19 protein-coding genes and 1 other annotated feature are annotated in these 22,567 nt (G+C 35.5%); of the genes, 16 read left to right on the top strand and 3 right to left on the bottom strand.

All coding sequences use genetic code 11. The annotated features are described in order from the left end of the window. Nucleotides 1-43 precede the first annotated feature (43 nt). The 8 genes from HZI73_RS11635 to gatB all read left to right on the top strand — a co-directional run bounded on the left by HZI73_RS11635 (nucleotide 44) and on the right by gatB (nucleotide 8,499). Nucleotides 44-769, top strand: coding sequence for a YebC/PmpR family DNA-binding transcriptional regulator (locus tag HZI73_RS11635; protein WP_212698391.1), 726 nt, complete (start codon nucleotides 44-46; stop codon nucleotides 767-769). A gap of 185 nt (nucleotides 770-954) precedes the next feature. Continuing rightward, entirely contained in the window at nucleotides 955-2,010 is a 1,056-nt protein-coding gene (locus tag HZI73_RS11640; protein ID WP_212698392.1) for a hypothetical protein, read from the top strand. Continuing rightward, entirely contained in the window at nucleotides 2,003-2,191 is a 189-nt protein-coding gene (locus HZI73_RS11645; protein WP_212698393.1) for a hypothetical protein, read from the top strand. The genes HZI73_RS11640 and HZI73_RS11645 overlap by 8 nt, the downstream gene beginning before the upstream one ends. A gap of 229 nt (nucleotides 2,192-2,420) precedes the next feature. After that, a complete protein-coding gene (locus tag HZI73_RS11650) occupies nucleotides 2,421-2,600 on the top strand; it encodes a hypothetical protein (RefSeq protein WP_212698394.1) in 180 nt (59 codons plus the stop codon). A 118-nt stretch (nucleotides 2,601-2,718) separates the two neighbouring features. Then, nucleotides 2,719-4,701, top strand: a complete 1,983-nt coding sequence (gene ligA / locus HZI73_RS11655; RefSeq protein ID WP_212698395.1) for an NAD-dependent DNA ligase LigA — start codon at nucleotides 2,719-2,721, stop codon at nucleotides 4,699-4,701. Between the two features lie 583 nt (nucleotides 4,702-5,284). Next, a complete protein-coding gene (gene gatC, locus HZI73_RS11660) occupies nucleotides 5,285-5,572 on the top strand; it encodes an Asp-tRNA(Asn)/Glu-tRNA(Gln) amidotransferase subunit GatC (RefSeq protein ID WP_212698396.1) in 288 nt (95 codons plus the stop codon). 18 nt (nucleotides 5,573-5,590) lie between these two features. Beyond that, entirely contained in the window at nucleotides 5,591-7,051 is a 1,461-nt protein-coding gene (gene gatA, locus HZI73_RS11665; protein WP_212698397.1) for an Asp-tRNA(Asn)/Glu-tRNA(Gln) amidotransferase subunit GatA, read from the top strand. Between the two features lie 17 nt (nucleotides 7,052-7,068). Then, nucleotides 7,069-8,499, top strand: a complete 1,431-nt coding sequence (gene gatB / locus HZI73_RS11670; protein WP_212698398.1) for an Asp-tRNA(Asn)/Glu-tRNA(Gln) amidotransferase subunit GatB — start codon at nucleotides 7,069-7,071, stop codon at nucleotides 8,497-8,499. A gap of 119 nt (nucleotides 8,500-8,618) precedes the next feature. Here the strand turns inward: gatB and HZI73_RS11675 are convergent, their stop codons facing one another. Then, nucleotides 8,619-8,795: a hypothetical protein gene (locus HZI73_RS11675; RefSeq protein WP_212698399.1), complete on the bottom strand. Its 177-nt coding sequence runs from the start codon at nucleotides 8,793-8,795 to the stop codon at nucleotides 8,619-8,621. A 92-nt stretch (nucleotides 8,796-8,887) separates the two neighbouring features. Between HZI73_RS11675 and HZI73_RS11680 the strand changes: the two genes are divergently transcribed. From HZI73_RS11680 to HZI73_RS11690, 3 genes are all read left to right on the top strand, one after another. Beyond that, nucleotides 8,888-10,072, top strand: coding sequence for an AAC(3) family N-acetyltransferase (locus tag HZI73_RS11680; protein ID WP_212698400.1), 1,185 nt, complete (start codon nucleotides 8,888-8,890; stop codon nucleotides 10,070-10,072). A gap of 16 nt (nucleotides 10,073-10,088) precedes the next feature. After that, complete coding sequence (locus HZI73_RS11685; protein ID WP_212698401.1) at nucleotides 10,089-10,790, top strand: DUF4652 domain-containing protein; 702 nt, start codon at nucleotides 10,089-10,091, stop codon at nucleotides 10,788-10,790. Between the two features lie 107 nt (nucleotides 10,791-10,897). After that, entirely contained in the window at nucleotides 10,898-11,086 is a 189-nt protein-coding gene (locus HZI73_RS11690; RefSeq protein WP_212698402.1) for a hypothetical protein, read from the top strand. Nucleotides 11,087-11,195: 109 nt separating this feature from the next. Here the strand turns inward: HZI73_RS11690 and HZI73_RS11695 are convergent, their stop codons facing one another. Beyond that, the gene (locus HZI73_RS11695) at nucleotides 11,196-12,941 is read right to left on the bottom strand and encodes an Rqc2 family fibronectin-binding protein (RefSeq protein WP_212698403.1); all 1,746 of its coding nucleotides are present in this window, start codon (nucleotides 12,939-12,941) and stop codon (nucleotides 11,196-11,198) included. 525 nt (nucleotides 12,942-13,466) lie between these two features. Between HZI73_RS11695 and HZI73_RS11700 the strand changes: the two genes are divergently transcribed. From HZI73_RS11700 to HZI73_RS11720, 5 genes are all read left to right on the top strand, one after another. Then, entirely contained in the window at nucleotides 13,467-14,825 is a 1,359-nt protein-coding gene (locus tag HZI73_RS11700) for a citrate/2-methylcitrate synthase (RefSeq protein WP_212698404.1), read from the top strand. A 374-nt stretch (nucleotides 14,826-15,199) separates the two neighbouring features. Beyond that, entirely contained in the window at nucleotides 15,200-15,901 is a 702-nt protein-coding gene (locus HZI73_RS11705; protein WP_212698405.1) for a hypothetical protein, read from the top strand. Nucleotides 15,902-15,978: 77 nt separating this feature from the next. Next, on the top strand, nucleotides 15,979-17,172 hold the full coding sequence (locus HZI73_RS11710; protein WP_212698406.1) for a class I SAM-dependent rRNA methyltransferase: 1,194 nt from the start codon (nucleotides 15,979-15,981) through the stop codon (nucleotides 17,170-17,172). A gap of 49 nt (nucleotides 17,173-17,221) precedes the next feature. After that, entirely contained in the window at nucleotides 17,222-18,142 is a 921-nt protein-coding gene (locus tag HZI73_RS11715; RefSeq protein WP_212698407.1) for an AEC family transporter, read from the top strand. A 66-nt stretch (nucleotides 18,143-18,208) separates the two neighbouring features. Next, nucleotides 18,209-18,446, top strand: a binding site (T-box leader). Nucleotides 18,447-18,790: 344 nt separating this feature from the next. Then, nucleotides 18,791-20,776: a class I tRNA ligase family protein gene (locus tag HZI73_RS11720; RefSeq protein WP_212698408.1), complete on the top strand. Its 1,986-nt coding sequence runs from the start codon at nucleotides 18,791-18,793 to the stop codon at nucleotides 20,774-20,776. 103 nt (nucleotides 20,777-20,879) lie between these two features. Here HZI73_RS11720 and HZI73_RS11725 read toward each other — a convergent pair whose 3' ends face one another. Beyond that, a complete protein-coding gene (locus HZI73_RS11725) occupies nucleotides 20,880-22,493 on the bottom strand; it encodes a fibroblast growth factor (RefSeq protein ID WP_212698409.1) in 1,614 nt (537 codons plus the stop codon). Between the last annotated feature and the right edge of the window lie 74 nt (nucleotides 22,494-22,567).

Genomic DNA, 22,567 nt, shown 5'->3' on the forward strand with positions numbered 1-22,567 from the left:
TGTTAAAATGACAGTTGAATTCATGTGAAGGAGTGAAATGTTTATGGCTGGACATTCTAAATTTGCCAATATAAAACATAGAAAAGAGAGACAGGACGCTAAAAAGGGAAAAATTTTTACAAAAATAGGTCGTGAAATAGCTGTTGCTGTTAAAGAAGGTGGTCCCGATCCTGCCACTAACTCAAAATTAAGGGACGTTGTTGCAAAAGCAAAATCCAGTAATATGCCCAATGATACCATTTCCAGAAGTATCAAAAAAGCCTCTGGAGAGCTTGGATCTATTAATTATGAGCAAATTACATACGAAGGTTATGGACCCAGTGGTGTAGCAGTTATTGTAGATTGTTTAACTGAAAACAAAAATAGAACAGCTGCTAATGTACGCCATGCTTTTACAAAAGGTGGAGGAAACCTTGGTACAACAGGCTGTGTATCTTTTATGTTTGATAAAAAGGGGCAACTTATTATTGAATTTAAAGATGATCTAGAGGAAGATGATATGATGATGATGGCCCTTGAAGCGGGTGCTGAAGATTTTCAAGTGCGAGAAGGTTATTATGAGATTATAACAACCCCTGAAGATTTTGGTGAAGTAAGTGCAGCAATTGAAAAAGCTGGTATTACATGTGTGTCAGCTGAGATTACCATGATTCCTCAAACCTTGACAGCACTAACATCAGATGATGACCTTAAAAAAATGGATAAAATGATTGATCTATTGGAAGAGGACGATGATGTACAAAATGTATGGCATAACTTTGAAGGTTAGTGATAAAGCAAATGCCTATTTGACATAATATCAATTAAAAAATAAGCTATTACAATGTATGACACATCAACATTGTAAGGGCTTATTTTTTTGATGTTTAGTGCAATATAATGTAGAAAGATTAAATTAATTTAATATTTAAAATTATAAAATAATATGTTACAATGATATGGGAGGGGAATTGAATGAAGTATGGGATCATTTTCATGTCATGTGGACTCATATATGGCGTTTTCATTGCTATCCTATTCTGTCAGATCAATAATAAAAAGAGAAGTATTGCATCTTTTGGGATTGGGTGCATTGTAAGTACGTTTATGGCAGTCTACAATGTATTTACAGATGAACCGAGTATAAACAAGGCCGACGTTTTTATCTGGTTTATTTTGTTTTTCATTATTGGCTTTATCCTCTGCTTTGCTATTTACATTTATTATCTAAACAAACAAGGAGACCGAAATTATAAAGTAAAACCCATTGACATCCTTATGAATAACTATAATATACTTGAAGCTCAATACCGGGATATGGAAGCGGAGATAGAAAGCCGTAATAAAATTAAAAATGAAGAGCTAATTGCTAAGGGAAATGAAATAGAGCTTGCGAAACAAGAATTAAGAACTTTTGAACGCAAGGTTAGGGAGCAGATTAATCAAGGGGTTTATCTGAACCTAGGCAAGCAGCATATTCCCATTACACAGTATTTTGTCGATCGTATACCAGAATATGTTGAGAACATCGCTAATTATATGACACAACTTTACAAGAAGAATGACATGTTTATTAAAAATTATAATCAGCATCGACATAATAAAGAGCAATTTCTCCAAGGTTACATATATGCCATTGCTATGATTACATGCAAAGTGCTGTTTGACACCAATAAAGATGTTGTTGTATGCGCTGAATATATCGTAGATGGTATAAGAAACAAAATATGTACGAATACAGACCGTACGGACAGCATATATAAAGTTACTGGAAACAATGCCATATTTGCAGTAAAAGAAAATGCACTTGACAATGAAGAGAAAAAAAGAGAAGATGAAGATATAATGTTCATAGAATTTAATAAAGTGCATATAATTAAATTGGAGATACGCATAAGGAATAGCTCCAAGTACAGAGAGTATCGATCGTTTTTAAAATATTGCAAGATTGATCAGATTATACAATTCTTTCTACTAGAGTTTATAGATGCGTGCGATATTATAAATAAAAGGGAGGCTAACAATGGCTAAGATTAACACAGTAGAGGCATTTATAAAGGCTTCAAAAATAATTAGTGAGACCAATGACCCGGTACTGCTTCAAAAGCTAAATAATATTTTGTACCGCTCACTAAAAAATCAAAAGACAGCAGAAGCAACCGACTATATATACTTAACAAGAGAGGAGAAAAAAATGTTCAGTTGTCGCTAAAAAATCATAAAAATACCAAGGAAAAAATCTTACAAAAAGGTAATAAAATAACCTTTAGTTACGCTGATTTTGTAGAAAAAAGGCGAATAATAGGAGAAAATTATAGGTAATTAGTCCTATTTTCTAAAAAAGCTGACATATTTTTCTAATAATTGTGTATAATTAATATATAATAATATATAAATAATAAATAGATAGAAAGAAATAATTTGGGATGGGTGTGGTCGAGATGTATGTAAACGACTCAGAAGTTAAGACCTTAATTGAACTCACTGAAAATTTTCTGGAATTTTTGGACTTGCTTTACCAACAAGGGAACATAACTGCTACTCAATTTACGGAAATGACTGAAAAAAAGATAGAATTTATAGATAAAATGAGAGACAATCATATTCCTTTAAAAGCTTAGTCGTTTTATACGACTATTTTTTTGCCTAAAAAAATGGTAAAATAAGAGAGCGCATGTTTAATAAAAGTCCAACATACAAAGAATAACTTATAGAGAGATTAATTAAGGAGAGTTAGGAATGGATACGTTAAAAGAAATGAAAGTGTTAGTGGCTAAGCTTAATGAAGCAAGCAAAGCCTACTATCAAGAAGATAGAGAAATTATGAGTAACTATGATTACGATGAACTATATGACCAGCTTGTTGCTATGGAAGAAGAGACAGGTATCGTTCTTAGTCATAGCCCAACGTCTAAGGTAGGTTATACGTTATTATCCAATTTGCCCAAAGAAAAACATAAGATTCCCATGTTATCGTTAGATAAAACCAAAGACATCCTTGCGCTGAAAGAGTGGATTAAGGATAAAAAAGGCATCATGTCATGGAAACTAGACGGTTTAACCATCGTCCTAACGTATAAGCATGGTGAGCTTGTTAAAGCAGTTACGCGAGGTAATGGAGAAATAGGTGAAGTGATTACCAATAATGCCAAAGTATTTAAGAATATACCCCTTAGAATTGCTTATGATGGTGAAATGATTGTACGTGGTGAAGCGGTTATCAAGTATTCGGATTTTAAAGTCATTAATGATCAGATTGTTGATAAAGATAAATATAAGAATCCAAGAAATCTATGCAGCGGCACAGTAAGACAGCTTAATAATGAGATTACAGCAAAACGAAATGTTCATTATTTTGCATTTGCAGTGGTAGAAGCTGAGCAAATGGATTTTGACGATTCGAAGATTAAAGCCTTACAGTGGCTAGAATCATTAGGATTTGATACAGTTGATTATCAGATAGTCAACCAAGAAAATATAGGGTCTGTTGTGGAAGATTTTGAGAATCGAATTAAAGATAATGATTTTGGGTCCGATGGTTTAGTAGTAACCTATGATTCGATCACTTATTCCAGAAGTGTAGGGCAAACATCCAAGTTTCCAAGGCATTCCATTGCCTATAAGTGGAGTGATGAAATCAAAGCCACAAAACTGATTGAAATTGAATGGAGCGCTTCTAGAACAGGAGCTATTAATCCTATCGCTATTTTTGAACCCATTGAATTAGAAGGAACAACTGTAAAGCGAGCCAGTCTTCATAATGTGAGTATACTGGAATCACTGGAGCTCATTAGCGGTGATACCATTGAAGTGTACAAAGCGAACATGATTATTCCTCAAGTAGCCAAAAACTTAACGAAATTAGAATACGATCATCAAGAGGATGAAGACAGACATGTGCATATTCCAGAAGCATGTCCTGTTTGTGGTGGGGAAACAGATGTTAAGCAAGTGAATGATGTAAAAGTTTTATATTGCTTGAATCTGGATTGTCAAGCCAAGAAACTTAAGTCCTTCACACATTTTGTTGGCAGGGATGCCATGAACATTGAAGGATTATCTGAATCAACTTTACAGAAATTTATTGAACAAGGATTTATAAAGACTTTTGCAGATATATACCGTATTGAACAACATAAAGAAGCGATTATTGCCATGGAAGGACTGGGAGAAAAATCTTATGTTAATCTTATAGATTCCATTGAAAAGAGTAAACATGTAGCTTTACCTAACTTTATCTATGCGTTAGGTATACTTAATGTAGGTCTTAGCAATGCCAAGTTATTATGTAAGCATTATCGCTATGATTTTGATGCTATATTATGTGCCACAGAAGAAGAACTGATGACCATTGAAGGTTATGGTGGGGTTATTGCAAAAGCGCTCGTTCATTATTTTGGTAACGAAACGAATCGTCAAATCATTGATGATTTGCTTCATTATATTGTATTCCAACAGATGGAGGTTGGTAGCGCTAATCTTGTGTTAGAAGGAAAGACATTTGTTATTACAGGCAGCTTAGAGCGACATGATAACCGTAAGGCTCTGAAAGAGCGTATTGAACATCTTGGTGGTAAAGTAACGAGTAGTGTAACCAGCAAAACAGATTATTTGATTAATAATAATACAGAATCCACGTCATCTAAGAATAAAAAGGCAAAAGAACTGGATGTACCTATTATTAATGAAGAAGCATTTTTGGAATTAATTGAAGGTCAATGAAATAAGGTAAGTTTTTAAGAAGGAATAGATAAAGCTTCTAATCTTTCCCAATAATAATGTTCTATTTTGTCAAGGGATAATGAAGATATTTGCATATATTTTAGTCATATGTAATAAACAATATTTTTTATAAAGTGTAAAGTTATATTTAAAATTTAAATTAAGCATTGTATTCCATCCAGTCATATGGTACAATGTATCCTAAGAATTTTAGGGGATTTTTTGAAAAAGGCGCTGTCTCATAAAAGCAAATTTAATGCTAGAGGTTTTTGGAAAATATAAGTAGTTAAGCATTTCAGACCCTTAAATGTCCATATTTAGAGGGTCTGTGTTACGGTTCGTGGCTTGCTTTACGCTTAACTTCTTATACTTTTCTATGATATTGACGTTATATTGCTTAATGAGACAGCCCCTTTTTCCATATTAATTAAGGGATAGTCATGGGTTATATAGAGGCGTTAAACGCTTCTATTTTGATATAGAAATTTTGTTTATCTTATGCATTTCATTCTTATATATGCCTTATAGACTAAGGTCGTATGTATGAATTAAATATAAAAAATAATAAAAAGGAGGAATGACTGTGAAGATTACAAAGGAACAAATCGAACATGTAGCCAATTTAGCAAGACTCAATTTAACAGATAATGAAAAAGAGCAGATGACGAAAGATATGGTGGCCATCATTAATTTTGCTAATCAAATCAATGAACAAGAGGTTGAAAATATTAATCCCACAGATCACGTGATACCCATAACCAACGTGTTTAGAAAAGATGAGGTACACCCTTCTAATAATAGAGATGAATTACTTATTAATGCTCCTAGTAAGCAGCATGGATGTTTTAGTGTACCTAAAGTGGTTGAATAAAAAGGAGGATTAATAGAAATGGATTTATTAAAGATGAAAGCCCATGAACTCTCAGCGGGTTTAGAGGCTAAACATATAAGCAGTGAAGAAATTACCAAGGCGTATATTAACCAAATAAGTCAAGTAGATGACCGGGTAGGGGCTTATATTACATGTACATCAGATGAGGCTCTTAAAAAGGCAAAAGAAGTGGATGACAAACGGGTAAAAGGTGAAAAACTAGGAAAGCTTGCAGGAATACCTATAGCTATTAAGGATAACATATGTACACATGGTATAAAAACCACTTGCGGTTCCAAGATGTTAGAGGATTTTGTTCCACCTTATGATGCCACCGTGACAAAAAAATTAAAAGCTGAAGATGTGGTGATATTGGGTAAACTAAATATGGATGAGTTTGCCATGGGGTCTTCCACTGAGAATTCTTATTTTCACTCAACAAAAAACCCTTGGGATTTATCCCGTGTACCAGGGGGAAGTTCAGGCGGATCAGCTGCTGCTGTAGCTGCCAAGGAGGCTGTCTTTACATTAGGCTCTGATACAGGCGGCTCTATCAGACAGCCAGCAGGTTATTGTGGCGTTGTAGGTATGAAGCCGACTTATGGTACAGTATCTAGATATGGATTGGTTGCTTTTGCCTCTTCATTGGACCAGATTGGACCACTCACTAAGGATGTTAAGGACATGGCACTTGTCCTTGACCATATCATGGGTTATGACCCAATGGATTCAAGTTCTGCTAATGTAGACTACACTTCCCTAACAAAACATCTAGGACAAGATATAAAAGGTATGAAGATTGCTCTTCCTAAGGAATATTTTGGTCAAGGTATACAAGAAGAAGTGAAAACCAATGTATTAGCTGTTGCCACATTGTTACAAGATATGGGTGCCATTGTGGAAGAGGTCAATATGAACATGACAGACTTAGCACTGTCAGCTTATTATATTATTTCTTCGGCTGAAGCTTCGTCTAATTTAGCAAGGTATGACGGTGTTAAATATGGTCATCGAGCTAATGAATATAGCAGTTTACTGGACTTATATAAAAAATCAAGAAGTGAAGGATTTGGACAAGAAGTCAAGCGTCGTATTATGCTTGGAACCTATGCTTTAAGTTCTGGATATTATGATGCTTATTACAAAAAAGCTCAGCAAGTACGAACTTTGATTAAGGGTGAATTCGATGAAGTCTTTAATCAATATGATATGATTTTAACGCCAACAGGACCCACAACGGCCTTTAAATGTGGTGAAAAAAGTGATAACCCAATTGAGATGTACATGAACGATATCTGTACTGTACCGATTAATATAGCAGGCTTACCAGCCCTATCGATGAACTGTGGGTATGATCAACAGCATATGCCAATAGGTGTACAATTTATAGCCAATGCATTCCAAGAGGCACGTCTTTTACAAATGGCCTATGCTTATGAACAAAACCGTCAATTAGTCGAGAAAAACATAGAATTATAAGGGAGAGGTGAAGTCCTATGAGTTATGCAGATTATGAGGTTGTTATTGGACTGGAGGTCCATTCAGAATTAAAAACGAAATCAAAGATATATTGTAGTTGTTCCACTGAATTTGGTGGTGAGCCCAATACACACTGTTGTCCCATATGTATGGGTATGCCTGGTACGTTACCTGTGCTTAATGAAAAAGTTGTTGAATTTGCCATTCGCGCAGGTTTAGCAACCAATTGTAAGATTCAAGGGCATAGTAAGCAAGACCGAAAGAATTATTTTTATCCTGATTTGCCAAAAGCTTATCAAGTTTCCCAATTTGATCTACCATTATGTTATAATGGAGATGTGGAAATCGAGGTTAATGGTAATAAAAAGAACATCGGTATTACAAGAATTCATATTGAGGAAGATGCGGGAAAATTAATTCATGAATATGGTGGCACGTTAGTAGACTATAATCGCTGCGGTGTGCCTCTCATTGAGATTGTAACAGAGCCGGATTTTCGCTCATCAGAAGAAGTAAGAACGTTTATGGAGAAGATCAGGTCTGTGTTACTCTATGCTGATGTATCCGATTGTAAAATGAATGAGGGTTCTCTCCGGTGTGATATTAACTTATCGATTCGGAAAAAAGGCGAAAAAGAACTTGGAACACGTACGGAAATGAAAAACATGAACTCCTTTAACTTTGCAGTAAAAGCCATTGAATATGAAGCTAAGCGGCAGATTCGTCTGATAGAACGAGGAGAAAAGATTGTCCAGGAAACAAGAAGATGGGATGAATCAAGAAACGTAACCGTTTCTATGAGAAGCAAAGAAGAAGCCCATGATTATCGTTATTTCCCTGAACCTGATCTTATGCCTATTGTCACTTCAGATGACAAGATAGAAGCCATAAGAAAATCGTTACCAGAGTTGCCTGATAGTCGTAGAATACGCTATGTAACAGAATACAATATTACCGACTATGATGCCTCCTTACTCATTGCTTCAAGAAACATGGCAGATTATTTTGAAGAGGCAGTTAAACAGGCAAAAAACAGTAAAGCTGTAGCCAATTGGATTATTACTGAAATTTTTAGCCGCTTAAATGAAGAAGAAAAAGAAGAAGCACGTATTCCACTTGCACCACTACAACTTGCAGAACTTGTAAATCTTATCGAAAGTGGTACAATAAGTAATAGTATAGGTAAAACTGTCTTTGCAGAATGCTGGGGGTCTGATAAGTCACCAAGTCAAGTCGTATCAGAAAAAGGACTCACCCAGATTAATGATGACAGTCAATTAAAAGCGTTAGCGAAAGAAGTCATAGAAGCAAATCCCAAAGCTGTTCTTGATTATAAAGGTGGAAAACAGGCAGCCATTGGAGCTCTTGTGGGTCAGATGATGAAAGCAACAAAGGGGCAAGCAAATCCTAAAATTGTCAATGGTTTATTAAGGGATTTACTGCAATAATTGATGATGAAGCAAGATTCGTTTCGCACTGTTATGAAGCATTCAACGTGTTCTCATACCATGCGAAATGTGTATAAGTGCGAAACGACAGAGCAACTGGATAAGATGGCTAGATAGGATTAAGAATGTTGATCTTGCATCTGTGAAGGTTGCTCTAAGTCTTCTTGGGATAAGTAATAAGGACAGTCCACGTGGGCCATACGACTATTGTTCATATGACTTAATGTTACAGAACAAGATAAATGGCATTTACCTTCATTTTGATAAATACAATCATGTGTGCAATTAATGTCCATCGGTCAATATGCACCTCCTGTTATGGTATTTTCTCCATAATTATTGAATTTATCCAAATGGAAAAAAGTGCTTAGAATGAAGGGAGAACCATATGTTAATTTTTGGTTGGGGGTTAAAAACAGTTAAGCGATACGGTATGCTAAGTCATCAGATGTGTCAAACATGTCATACCGAGTCAGGGTGGCAATTGGTGAAAGTGACAACTTGGTTTACACTCTTTTTCATACCTGTTATGCCAGTGAGTATAAAAAGAATGCTCATATGTACCAAGTGTAATGCTGGACGGATTATTAAAAAAGAGTTATTTAATCAATTAGTGGAAAAGGTGCAGCAAGGCGGTTCACCAGAAGCACCCCAAGACACATCCTATCAAAACATGACGGATACGCAGAAGAACTATCTTCAAGAGATGGAAGCCTATCGTAATAAGCAAGAAAATGAATTAAATAAGAAAACGGAAAGTAAAAAAGCCCGTACACAAGAAACACTTATTCAACAATCATCACACCCCATGACACGTACGAAGATAGGGGAACAATTAAGGGCAATGGGCTTAAGAGAAGGTATGACCGTTATTGTCCATAGTGCTATGAGTAAGATTGGATGGATTAGTGGTGGACCTATTGCGGTTATACAAGGATTAATGGATGCTGTAACAGAAGAAGGTACCATCGTTATGCCAGCCCATACAGCTGATTATTCGGACCCAACCCATTGGGAGAGTCCACCGATACCAAAAGATTGGATAGCACCTGTAAAAGACAGTATGCCAGCTTTTGATAAACGTTATACACCTACATGTGGTATGGGAATTATCCCAGAATTATTTAGAAATTATCCAGGTGTATTGCGCAGTGACCATCCTCAGGTATCGTTTGCAGCATGGGGAAAACATGCACAAACCATTGTTGACAATCATGAACTGGATTATGGTCTTGGTGATACGTCTCCTTTAGCAAAAGTCTATGATTTAGGCGGTAAAGTGTTATTGCTAGGTGTATCCAATGATAGAAATACATCCTTGCACCTGGCTGAATACCGTATTGGCAAAAGAGAAGAAATAGAGAACACGTCGCCTATGCAGGTAGGCCAAGAGACCAAGTGGGTTGGTTATAAGGATATTGATTTAAATGTGAATGATTTTAACCTCATTGGCAAGGCTATGGAAGAGGCAGGAAAAATTGCAGTAGGCCACATTGGTCAAGCCAAGACTTTACTCATGGATCAGCGAGATGCTGTTGATTTTGCATGTCATTGGATGGAAGAGAATCGATAATGAGGAGTGTGAAGGGATGAAGTATAAGTTTTTAATCATATTGGGGATGAGTGTTGTATTGTTAGTAGGATGTATGACAGATGTGAAAGATGTGGATGTGGAAACTGGAAATCATGTTGGTAATACCAGTCAAGGGAAAGATAATCTTGAGTCCAATAGAAATTTTTCATTGCCACCAGGTGAATATGGTTTGTTGGTTGTTAATGATGAACTATCTGTTATAAGCAACGACAATGTGCTGTATGCCAAAGTCAACGATGACTATACACAGCTGACAGATTTTATACGTTCTTATGCCGTATCCAATGATCAGCGAATCATCATGTATACCACAGGTGAAGATGATGCACCTGGAGCATTGTATAGATATGATGTAAAAAGCCAAGAAAACGAGATGGTATTAGGAAATGACGAAGGCAAGCAGACCCCTAAAGACATACTTTGGCTTGATGATAAGCTCTTACTGATTATTCGAGGCTTAGGCCATGGAAGAGTCCATGAAGGTGGGCAAGTTGATGTTTATCATCGTGACACAGGTAAGCTAACACCTCTACTCATTCCAGATGAAAAATCAGAGTATCGTCGTATAGATGCTTTTAAAAAAGATTCTGTTATTGTGGAGCGAGCAACATGGACAGATGATACCTTTAATGCATATGAAACAGATACAGTAATCTATAAACGGGAAGACTTATTAGCCATGGTTAATGGGCAATAACATGTTATAAAAAAATGATGAAAATAAAATAAGCTCCTTACACATATACTATGCATACTAGCATCTAACAGTATGTAGACAATAATGTTGAAGGGAGCTTCGTCATCATGAAAAAAAAATGTTATTGGATGTGCATCATGGTATTAATGATAGCCATGTCTTTGGCTGGGTGTAAAGGACAATCTGTTGGGCGGGACGTATACATGAAGGGTGCTTTTTTAGATGGGCAACGACCACAAGAAAGATTTAGTAATAATAATGGAAAACACTATCCCATCATGCAAGAAGATTTGTAAAATGACCTACAGTTTGTCTCATATAGGGCTATCAATCATGAATGATATAAAAGGACTGTAAGATACATGCAACATGAAAGCGCTAATGTATCTTACAGTCCTTTATTATTTATTCCACAAGGGTTACTTTTTCATCACTTGGTGCTACATACATGGAATAATTCGTATGATAGATGACATAACCTGGTACAGAGCCAGCAGGCTTTTTAATGTGTTTTTTTAAGGTATAATCAACGGCTACCTTGGAGGACTTATTGGCTTTACTATAAAAAGCAGCAAGAGCAGCAGCTTCTTCAAAGGCGGTATCGCTTAGTTCTTTACCATCGGTTCTGACAATAACATGAGAACCAGGTACTTCCTTTGTATGAAACCACCAATCAAGTGATGCAGCAACTTTGGTGGTGAGTTCATCATTCTGCAAATTATTCTTACCAACGTATATATCAAAACCATCGGATGTTTTATAATGAAAAGGCTTCGATTTTTCCAGAGCCTTTTTATTTTTGTTCTTACGGAAACGCAGGTATCCGTATTCCATTAACTCTTGCCGTATAAGCAATAAATCTTCTTCTGCATCGATAAACGATAAAGCATTCTGGATGGATTCAAGGTGATCAATTTCTGATTGTGTATCTTGAATATGTTCCGTTAACGCAGCATAAGTTCTTTTTAGCTTGTTATAACGGTCATAATACTTTGCAGCATTTTCAGAAGGTGTAAGATGAGGTTTTAGCTTAATGGTAATTTCTTCGTTGGTATAATAATTAACAGTAGTCAACGATTCATCGCCTTCTTTTATGGCATGTATATTAGCCGTAATCAGTTCTCCTAATATTTTATATTTATCACGGTCTTCTGTATCTTTTATTTGCTTAAGCTGTAAATCCAATTTTTTATAACAACGCTCTAAATTCGTCGTAACAAGTTTTTTCATATCACTTGACTTCTGATGCATACGTGATGCATTAGAACTTTTGGCGTAATAAGCATCAAGAACTTCTGAGATAGAATCATAAGTGATGGTGGACTCAGACCCATAGCTTGTAAGAGGTACAGAAGAAAATTCCTCATAGACCTGCCCATTGAGGCTAACAATATTAGGGATATACTGTTCTTGCTTAATCCCATGTATCAACTCTATAAATGCGTCATATAAGCGTTCATAATCATCCAATAGGAGCTCCTCTGTATGGCTGGAACTGTTAATAGAAGCACGATAACATAACTCTTCAGATATAATGGGACTAATACCATTAAACGTAAAATATAAAGCTTTTAGGATAATGGCTTTCTTTTCTTTCATGTTCTCAACAAAAGCATTTAAAGTCAAAGGTTCTGTTGGGTCTAACTTATCTTTTGAGGGTGGATAAGCATAAGGACGATTAGGAAGTACTTCGCGAACAGAACTTATGTTAGCGGATACATGTTTAATACTATCTAATATGCGCTTATCTTCATCACAGAAAATGATGTTACTGTGACGTCCCATGATTTCAATAATCAATATTTTGATACATCGGTCACCCAGATCATTAAGATGCTCGATGTACAGTTCCACAATACGTTCAAAATGCGGTTGTATTACTTTTATAACTCTACCTCCTGCAATATGTTTTCTAAGAAGCATACAAAAATTAGGAGGATTAAGAGGGTTCTTCTTAGGCACATCTGTTAAATGAATGCGAGGCATATTAGCTAAAGAAGATAAAAGTAATTTATATGAAGTTTTTTGATGACGTATGGATAGAACAATTTCATCACTTTCTGGTTGGTAGATTTTATCGATTCTACCACCGACTATTTTCTGGGTGAGTTCGTATACAATATTTGAAATGACAATTCCATCTAATGCCATGTTACATCAGTCCTTTCACAACCGCTATTATGTATAAAAAAATGTTATGAAGCAAATAAGCGGCTTTCATCATTATAAAAAATTATCAACCATCAGTATAGCATTAATAAACAGAAAATGAAAGGGGCTAATGATGCTTACTTAGGGCAATGAGGTTATGTATAAAAAATCCATAAGACAAGGGAATATTTATTCTAAAAAATGAAATATAGCATAAATGAATACTGCAAAACAATTATTGTATACAATAATTCAATCCTAAATTCCGAATAAAGCTTGCAAAACAAAACATTTTATATTACAATAGTATACAAGTATATCGTGCATTGGAATAGGTTAAAAACAGGTTTTAGAAAAAAAGACAAAGGTTTGTATGATTGTATACAATATGTAGAATGATCCATTTATCTGTTGAATAATGTGTTATCCAATCAAAGAAAATGAAATATGTATACAGAAATACGTCAATGCTAATGAATAATTATGTATTGCGATGATATTATATAAATAAAAGGAGTTGATTAGGTGAGTAACAAGGAAATATTCAAGCGGATTAGTAAATTCACAAACTTGGCAGAGAACAATAATAAAATTGACCCAGTATTATACGATAAGTTTGGTGTAAAACGTGGTTTGCGTAATAAAAATGGTACGGGAGTATTGGCTGGTCTTACAGAGATTGGTAATGTAAGTGGTTATGCCATGGAAGATGGGGAAAAAATACCAGCACATGGGCAATTGTTTTATCGAGGTATTGACGTAAAAGATATCGTTGATGGCTTTCAAGAAGATGAGCGCTTTGGCTTTGAAGAGATTTGCTATCTCTTGTTATTTGGTTCACTACCTACAAAAAGTGAATTAGAAGAATTCAATGAAGTACTTGGTGAGAATCGCGATTTACCAGATGGTTTTACAGAAGATATGATCCTTAAAGCACCAAGTTCTGACATCATGAATAAATTAGCACGTAGTGTACTTGCAACCTATTCTTATGACGAAGAACCTGACGATACAACCATTAATAATATGCTTAGACAGTGTATTCAACTCATTGCAAGATTTCCAATTCTCGTGGCTTACGCATTCCAAGCAAAATCACATTATTATGATGATAAGAGCTTGTATATACATAATACAACAACTAATCTTAGTACAGCCGAGAACTTCCTTCATATGCTGCGGATGGACAATAACTTTACCAAGTCAGAAGCTGAACTACTGGACTTGTGCCTTGTGTTACATGCTGAGCACGGTGGAGGTAACAATTCTGCTTTTACAACTCGAGTTGTATCATCGTCAGGTACAGATACCTATTCGGCAATTGCAGCAGCAATCGGTTCCTTAAAAGGTCCTAAGCATGGTGGAGCTAATAATAAGGTTAGACAGATGATGGAAGACATTAAAGCTCATATCAACAACTGGGAAGATAAAGCTGAAATTGAAAGCTATTTAACTAAAATACTTAGAAAAGAAGCAAATGATGGCTCAGGATTAATCTATGGCATGGGGCATGCAATCTATACCTTATCCGACCCAAGAGCAGTTATGCTCAAAAAGAAAGCCCATGCACTTGCCATTGAAAAAGATATGATGAAAGAATTTAGACTCTATGAAATTATCGAAGAACTGGCACCAGAAGTATTTGCAAAAGTAAAAGGGTCTACAAAAGATATCTGTGCCAACGTGGATTTTTACTCAGGCTTTGTGTACAGTATGCTTCAAATACCGCCAGAGTTATATACACCTATTTTTGCCATTGCAAGAATTGGTGGATGGTGTGCACACCGTATAGAAGAATTTTATGGCGCCAATCGTATCATTCGTCCAGCCTATCGAAGCATCACAGACTATAGAAATTATACCAAGATAAAAGAAAGAGCATAAATATATGAGAGGCTATATCTTAAAGATGTAGTCTTTTTATTTTTAGAAACAACCAATCTATCCAGTTGATGACATACCGAGCGGAGATAGTAAAGGGGAATATGGAGCTACGAGCCACGGACGAACAGCGCGTTCAGCATAGGTTCCAGCAACTTTTACAAGTTGCACTATTAAACATGGACGTTTAATCTGCTGACGTAATATTCCCTTTTGCTATCGGAGTGACCGGCTGATAATTTAAAGTCTCAGGCTCACGATTGGTTTCGTCAACTGGAATACTAAATAACGATTAAATAACATATGCAACGTTATGTTTATGGTATAATAAGTATAATCTAAAACGATAATAACCAGGGAAGATAAGGGGAATAATCATGAAACACATGAATAGAATTTTTATGATGTTGATAGCACTATTATTATTAAGTGCTATTTTCACCTATTATGGACTCGAAACAAATGCATTAAAAGCAGAACCAAAGCCCTATGAAAAACTTTTAACACAGTTCTTTCAAGATTATACAACCAAGACAGAAGGAAAAAAACTATATGTTGATCACAAAGACATGAACATGACCAGAAAGTTTGAATTAGAAGCCATACATTATGGAAAATTTATTGACCATGAAGATGAAATACTCGTATTACTGAAAGAGCTGGATGTACCCCATGCAGCAGGTTTTTATTCCATCTACATGGGGGTATTTGATGGTAAGACCTTGCTGCTAAAAAGTCCGATTCAAGATGTTCACGCCGATGAAGGAAGATTTGTTTTTTATGAAGGGAGTCATGGAAAACAATACATGATGTTTACAGGCAGTGTCACTTATCAGGGGTGGACAACCTATACAAGCATGTTATTTGAAGCAAGAACCAAAGCATGGCATGTATCCTATCAACAAGATGAGCAGGATTGGGCAGGCCATCGTGTAGAAGCTACAAGCCGTGGTTTGCTAGTTTTTAAAAACGTGCTGGTAGGAGAGGACTCTTCCCCAGAATACGATTATACATTTCAGAAAGAGTTATTATGGAATCCTAATACCAAAACATTTGATAATAAGAGCATAGATCCATGAAATTAATGTTAAAAACCTTTGATTGTGATATAATATCTTGAACATATATTAAATAGATAAGAGGCAGGCTGACATATATGAAGGAAACAACAATTAGAGTGAAGAAAAATTATGTGAACAAGCTAAGAATAGGTTATCCTCTCATTGAGAAGGATGCTTTAATGGATAATAATAAGTTGAAAAAAGAGGGTATGATTCTTAGATTAGTAGATGAGCAACACCGTTTTATTGCTAAAGGATATTATGGGAAACAAAACAAAGGCAATGGGTGGGTGCTTCATGATGAGAAGAATACCTCTATTGATAAAGCCTTTTTTAAAGAGACCTTAAAAAAAGCCATTGATTATCGACGTAAAATGTATCAGCAAAAAGATACCAATGCTTTTAGGGTGTTTAATGGTGAAGGTGATGGCATTGGTGGTATGACCATTGATTATTATGCTGGTTATTATCTTATTCAGTGGTATAGCCAAGGTATATACACCTTTAGAAACAATATACTTGATGTGTTAAAGGAACTTGTTGACTATCAGGGCATTTATGAAAAGAAGCGATTTAATAAAGGTGGACAATATATCGATGATGATGATTTTGTCTGTGGGGAAAGAGCCAAGATGCCAATCCTTGTTCAAGAAAATGGTGTTAATTTTGCCGTTTATCTAAATGAAGGTGCTATGGTAGGCTTTTTTCTCGATCAACGGGATGTGAGGCAAGTTATTCGAAGTCACTATGCTAAAGGAAAAAAAGTGCTGAATACATTTTCTTATACAGGAGCATTTTCAGTATTTGCAGCATTAGGCGGTGCCATTAAAACAACCAGTGTTGATTTGGCCAATAGAAGTCGAGCTAAGACGAGAGAACAATTTATGGTGAATCATATTAATCCAGATGAACATGACATTATTGTTGAAGATATTTTTCATTATTTTAAATATGCTATAAAAAAGAAACTTCTATTTGACATGGTCATCTTAGATCCGCCTAGCTTTGCGAAGTCCAAAAAATTTACATTTAGTGCTGCTAAGGATTATACAGATTTATTAAAACAAACCATAGCCATAACTCAGAAACAAGGAATAATCGTTGTTTCTACCAATTGTAGTACATTTAATATAGAGCAGTTTAAGGATATGATTCATCGAGCTTTTATAGAGAGTAAGCATGCGTATAACATCTTAGAGACATTTTCATTACCTTATGACTTCCACCTTAATGACCATTTTAAGGAAGGGAATTACTTAAAAGTTGTATTGATTGAGAAGAAGAGTTGATTTTCTTACATGTTACTTAAGATAACAAGAAAGTGAAGGAGAATACCTTATGACAAGTATGTCTTTTATCATAACGTCTATCTTATTGCCTATTTTCATACAGATAGGTGTAGGTTTCTTATTGCAGAAAAGATTAAAATTAAATATTAGGAGTTTATCAAGGGTACAGATTTATGCATTTATACCGGCTTTAATCTTTATTAAATTCTATACCAGTACATTAAGTGGTGCATATATCTTACAAATCAGCGGCTTCACCATTTTGTTATTCTTTATACTCATGATAATATCAGCAGGTGTTGGAAAAGTTCTGAAATTGCCAAAGAAAAAAAGGAAAGCTTTTGAAAATGCTGTGATTCTTAGAAATCAGGCTAATTATGGTATACCCTTGATTACATTATTGTATTTAGAAAGTGGAGCTGAATTAGCATTATCCATACATATGGTTGTTTTACTCAATACCAATGTTTTATTAAACACTGTAGGCTTGTACAATGCAAGTAGTGGTACATATACCAGTAAAGAAGCATTAAGTAAAATTCTTAGAATGCCTATGATCTATACGATTGGTCTTGGGATTATCTGTAAGTATATGCATATTACGTTACCAGAATCGATCATGACCACATTAACGATTATGGGTAATGGTGTTGTACCCCTTGCTTTGTTTACAATGGGTGCTCAATTGGCTGAAACCAAGTTTGATTTTAAGGATTATACCATATCCATAGCAGCTGTCATGCGTCTTATTTTGTCGCCCTTATTAGCCTTTGCTATGGTGTATGTATTTGGGATTCAAGGCACAATGGCACAAGTGCTTATTATAGGAGCTTCTGCACCTACAGCAGTAAACAGTGTCATGTTGTCTATTGAATTTGAAGGTGATGCGGCATATGCTTCACAAGCGGTACTCTTGACCACTTTATTAAGTTTTATAACAGTCACAGGAACCATTATGTTAGTCATGTAAAGCCATGTAAAAATATACAAGAAGATACCTTGACAAATGGATGAATATTGACTATACTTGAAAAAAATAAAAGCGATGAAGAGAAGAGTAATCATGTGAAGATTTACAGAGAGTTCCTGTTGCTGAGATGGAATAATTATAAGATGATGAAACAAGCCTCGGAGCTGCATACGGATCTTATGTAATAAGTGATGCTATGACGTGTGTTCCCGTTACAGAACAATAGTACAGATGTACTTAATGAGATTGGTACGATGACGTACTAATAAAATAGGGTGGTACCGCGATAGAACTCGCCCCTACAATTATTTGTAGGTGGCGTTTTTTTTATTGGATAGAAAAGTTCTCCTATCCAATAAAAAAAGAATTGAATTTATGCGCAGATATTTCTCGTGAACGAGAAAATCTTGATGCGCAGTACAAAAATAACTTCTGAAAATGCAAGTCACTGCTAAAATAAAGTGTGACGAAGTCACTTTTGTACTCTTATAGGAAAGTTCTCAATTTAACAAATGAGATAGAATCATTCTCATTTGTGCTAAGGAAACTTTCCTAACGACTAAAACTTCCTACGGAAGACGAGGCGTAGCCTCTTTTGTACTTGCAATTGAAAGTAGGCATGAAAATACCATATAAGGAGCTAAAAGGATGAGAGAAAGAAAACGACCAGAATTTCCTAAAAGAGCAGTTGTAACGGCAGGTATGCCTTACGGTAATAAAGAGTTGCATTTTGGTCATGTTGGCGGACTTTTTGTTCACGCAGACACCTATGCCCGTTTCTTAAGAGATAGAATAGGTAAGGATAATGTTATTTTTGTTTCGGGTACAGATTGTTATGGTTCACCGATTGCAGCCAATTATCGCCAACTGGTTGAGGAGGGTAAAATAACAGGTTCATTAGAAGATTATGTGAGAAAAAATTATGAAAAACAGAAAGAAGTCCTGGATAAATATGATATGAACCTTAATTTGTATGCAGCATCAGGGCTTGATAGAGCAGGAGAGATTCATAAAGAAGTTTCAGAAAAAATATTTAATACATTGTATGAGCATGATTATCTTGTTAAAATGTCAACGCCTCAATTTTATGATCCTGACTTTAAAGTGTTATTAAATGGTCGCCAAGTGGTAGGTAAATGTCCTATTGATGGATGTCAATCTGATAAAGCATATGCTGATGAATGTGCTCTAGGGCATATGTATATGCCAAACGAGTTGATTGATCCTAAGAGTGTGTTATCAGGTAAAAAGCCAGAACTTAGGGATGTCACCAATTGGTATTATAAACTAGAAGATTATACCGAAGCATTAAAAGGGCAAATGGATTATCTAAAGCAACATTCCACTGCTAGAAAATACCTGATTAAAACCATTGAGGAATTTCTAAAACAACCCATCATCTATGTAAAGCGTAAGCAATTGGAAGATGGTGTGGCAAGCTTACAGGCGAAATTACCAAAGCATACCATCATTGATGAACCTAAGAAACCATCCATAACCTTTATATTTGACAATCTGAATGATCGTGATAAAGCCCGTGAAGTGTTGGACAGTATGGGACTTCACTTTAGAACAGGTAAAACCCTTGTACCATTTCGACTATCTGGTAACATTGATTGGGGCATCAAAGTACCAGAAAAAGAAGGACTTGACGATTTAACTTTTTGGGTATGGCCTGAATCCCTGTGGGCACCTATTTCTTTTACAAAAACATATCTTGAATCCATTGGAGAAGATAAGGATGAGTGGAAGAATTGGTGGCTGTCTGAAGAGTCAAAAGTGTATCAATTTATTGGTGAAGACAATATTTATTTTTATGGTATCGCTGAGATGGCAATGGGTCTAAGCTTATTAGGTATAGACAGCAAGGATCAAGTGGACTGGGAGCATGTGAATCTACCTCACTTAGTACCCAATAATCATGTGCTTTTCATGGATAAAAAAGCCAGTAGTAGCAGTGACATTAAGCCGCCTATGGCAGAAGAACTCTTAGACCACTATACAGCAGAGCAATTAAGAATGCATTTCTTAAGCTTAGGTCTTGCTAAGAAAAGTGTTAGCTTTATGCCCCAGGTTTATATGCCTGAAGAAGAACGGCAAGGTCCTGATACCGTGTTAAAAGATGGCAATCTATTAACCAATGTATTTAATCGTTTAGTACGATCTTGTTTTTACACCGCTCAGAAGTATTTTGATACCAAGATACCCCATGGAGAAGTCAGTGAAGAAATCCTTCACTTATCGAAGGATGCTGTTCTTAATTATGAGATGCATATGTATCGGCATGATTTTCACCGTATTGTCTATGTCCTTGACAGCTATATTCGTAAACTCAATAAATATTGGGTGAATCACATGAAAAAAGCCGATACCGATGAGAATAATGATCTGAGAAAACAAGTACTTGTTGACGCCTTTTATGGTGTAAAATCAGCTCTAACACTGATTCATCCAATAGCACCCACCAGTTGTGAAATGGTGAGGGATTATTTACAGGTGAGTGAGAACATTTGGAACTGGGATTATATTTTTGAACCCATTAGTGCATTGATGGATGATGTAGCTACCCATGAATTGAAGTATCTTGAACCAAGAATTGATTTCTTTAAAAAACATGAAAGTCAGTTTAAATAAGGAATAAGAAGAGACGGTGCTGTCTCAAAAAAGCAAAATAACGTCAATATCGTAGGCAACAAAATTGCTTTTTTATGAGACAGCCCCGTCCTTTTTCTTGGATTTATTTATAAGGGTCAATAAAAATTTTGGGGAACTCTTCTTGATGTTTAAAGCTTACAAAGGTTTTTTGTGATTCATTATAGGAACCATCCGTAGCGATAGGTATTATTTCTCCTTTTACCATAAAAGTCAAATAGTCTTTACCCAGATATATAACACCTCCAGAAAAACCATTGTTACTGAAAAAACTAGGGAATTTATAGGTGTTCACTTCAGCTAAAGTCATTTTTTTCTCCGTAATATCTGTGGTTTCTTTGATGGTAGAAGAGCTGGTATTGGTACTGCTGCCTATGCTAAGTAAGCTAAAAAATTTGCTAACCAGTGAAGAACTTGAACTATGACCTGTTGTTACTTTTTCATGCCTTAAGGATTTTAGGGTGATGGTCCTGTTTACGTTAACTTCTTGGGTAAAACCAGGTAAAACGGGAAGACCTAACTGCGTTTTTTCTGTTTTATTACCACTATCAGCGAGCGAACTTTCCAAGACCCTAAGGAGGTAATACTTACCATTATCATAAACAATTTCTTCACTGCCTGGAAGCATCATATGTAGAGGCTTATCTGCGATTATATTCTCATGAGATTTTTCATTTAACTTCCATGGAAAGGTTTTTCCCTTAATAATAGGGTAATAAAATTCATATTCAATAACAGTTTCAGGAGAATGCTTATACCATTTATAGTTACCAAGCTCTTTTCCTAAGTAATAGAAGTGTTCGGATACATGTTCATGATGTCCATCTGCGTAGAGGAGGACATAAACAGCGTCGCCTATGTTATATGGAACGTATTTGTCGCAGTGTGGACAATAAAAAGTTTTGTTTGAACCACCATCATTTTCAAGATATATTTTTTGGGCATCAATTATACCTTTTGTTGGATCTGTTGTTCCATTAGCATCCCATATTTCTGCTTTCATATCATAGATTTCATGATCCCAATAAAGGTAAAAATCCGCTGAATTACAGGAGCTAAATTCTGGTAAAGAAGGTATTTCAAATGTTTTTTCCACTTTTTTGCTGACACTTTCTATGGTCGTATCTTTCTCCGTATAGGAATATGATGTTTTAAAAGTATATTGTTTTCCAAGGGATTGCTCTAAGACACTAGCTAAAGAAAGATTGTAGCCTACGTCTTTAAGTAGCTTTGTTGCTGAATCTTTATTAAATGTAAGCCCCATATTAAATGAAGTATTGGAGGACTTCATTTTCGTTATGGATGTAATACTTGTATGGGTAAGGTCTTGGGTAGAGGCTACTCTTTTGATTTGTCCATTTGCAATTGAAGCTAGCTTTTTCAAGCCCGTGTAAGGAGCAGCTTTTGATTTTTGTTCATTGTAATTGGCACTTATAAGCTTTACTTTATACTGACTTTCATCTGTGAATTGGCTGGGCTTGACAGAAAATTCATGTAATACCCCTAAGTCAAATTGTAACGAGGGCCCGTTCAGGTGGCGGTCTGTACTTTCGATGAACTCTCCAGATACGGGGTCAAAACGATACGCAATAGATTGATGGCATGCCTCATGAGCCCGGATAGGGTTCGTTGACAAGCAAAAGGAAAAGAGCATGATGACAGTCAACGCCAAAACAGGTAATCGGTTAATTTTTTTCATATGGTTTTACCTCCTATTAAATTATAAAAATACAAGAAATTTATATAAGTACATGTACTATGATAAATATTATA

Origin of the sequence: Vallitalea pronyensis, from assembly GCF_018141445.1 — a bacterium.
Classification (GTDB): Bacteria; Bacillota; Clostridia; order Lachnospirales; family Vallitaleaceae; genus Vallitalea; species Vallitalea pronyensis.

Bases quoted from the DNA above. Each gene is read 5' to 3' on its own strand.
- HZI73_RS11635 (WP_212698391.1), top strand. From the start codon at position 44: ATGGCTGGACATTCTAAATTTGCCAATATAAAACATAGAAAAGAGAGA.
- HZI73_RS11640 (WP_212698392.1), top strand. From the start codon at position 955: ATGAAGTATGGGATCATTTTCATGTCATGTGGACTCATATATGGCGTT.
- HZI73_RS11645 (WP_212698393.1), top strand. From the start codon at position 2,003: ATGGCTAAGATTAACACAGTAGAGGCATTTATAAAGGCTTCAAAAATA.
- HZI73_RS11650 (WP_212698394.1), top strand. From the start codon at position 2,421: ATGTATGTAAACGACTCAGAAGTTAAGACCTTAATTGAACTCACTGAA.
- ligA (WP_212698395.1), top strand. From the start codon at position 2,719: ATGGATACGTTAAAAGAAATGAAAGTGTTAGTGGCTAAGCTTAATGAA.
- gatA (WP_212698397.1), top strand. From the start codon at position 5,591: ATGGATTTATTAAAGATGAAAGCCCATGAACTCTCAGCGGGTTTAGAG.
- gatB (WP_212698398.1), top strand. From the start codon at position 7,069: ATGAGTTATGCAGATTATGAGGTTGTTATTGGACTGGAGGTCCATTCA.
- HZI73_RS11675 (WP_212698399.1), bottom strand. From the start codon at position 8,795: ATGGACATTAATTGCACACATGATTGTATTTATCAAAATGAAGGTAAA.
- HZI73_RS11680 (WP_212698400.1), top strand. From the start codon at position 8,888: ATGTTAATTTTTGGTTGGGGGTTAAAAACAGTTAAGCGATACGGTATG.
- HZI73_RS11685 (WP_212698401.1), top strand. From the start codon at position 10,089: ATGAAGTATAAGTTTTTAATCATATTGGGGATGAGTGTTGTATTGTTA.
- HZI73_RS11690 (WP_212698402.1), top strand. From the start codon at position 10,898: ATGAAAAAAAAATGTTATTGGATGTGCATCATGGTATTAATGATAGCC.
- HZI73_RS11695 (WP_212698403.1), bottom strand. From the start codon at position 12,941: ATGGCATTAGATGGAATTGTCATTTCAAATATTGTATACGAACTCACC.
- HZI73_RS11705 (WP_212698405.1), top strand. From the start codon at position 15,200: ATGAAACACATGAATAGAATTTTTATGATGTTGATAGCACTATTATTA.
- HZI73_RS11710 (WP_212698406.1), top strand. From the start codon at position 15,979: ATGAAGGAAACAACAATTAGAGTGAAGAAAAATTATGTGAACAAGCTA.
- HZI73_RS11715 (WP_212698407.1), top strand. From the start codon at position 17,222: ATGACAAGTATGTCTTTTATCATAACGTCTATCTTATTGCCTATTTTC.
- HZI73_RS11720 (WP_212698408.1), top strand. From the start codon at position 18,791: ATGAGAGAAAGAAAACGACCAGAATTTCCTAAAAGAGCAGTTGTAACG.
- HZI73_RS11725 (WP_212698409.1), bottom strand. From the start codon at position 22,493: ATGAAAAAAATTAACCGATTACCTGTTTTGGCGTTGACTGTCATCATG.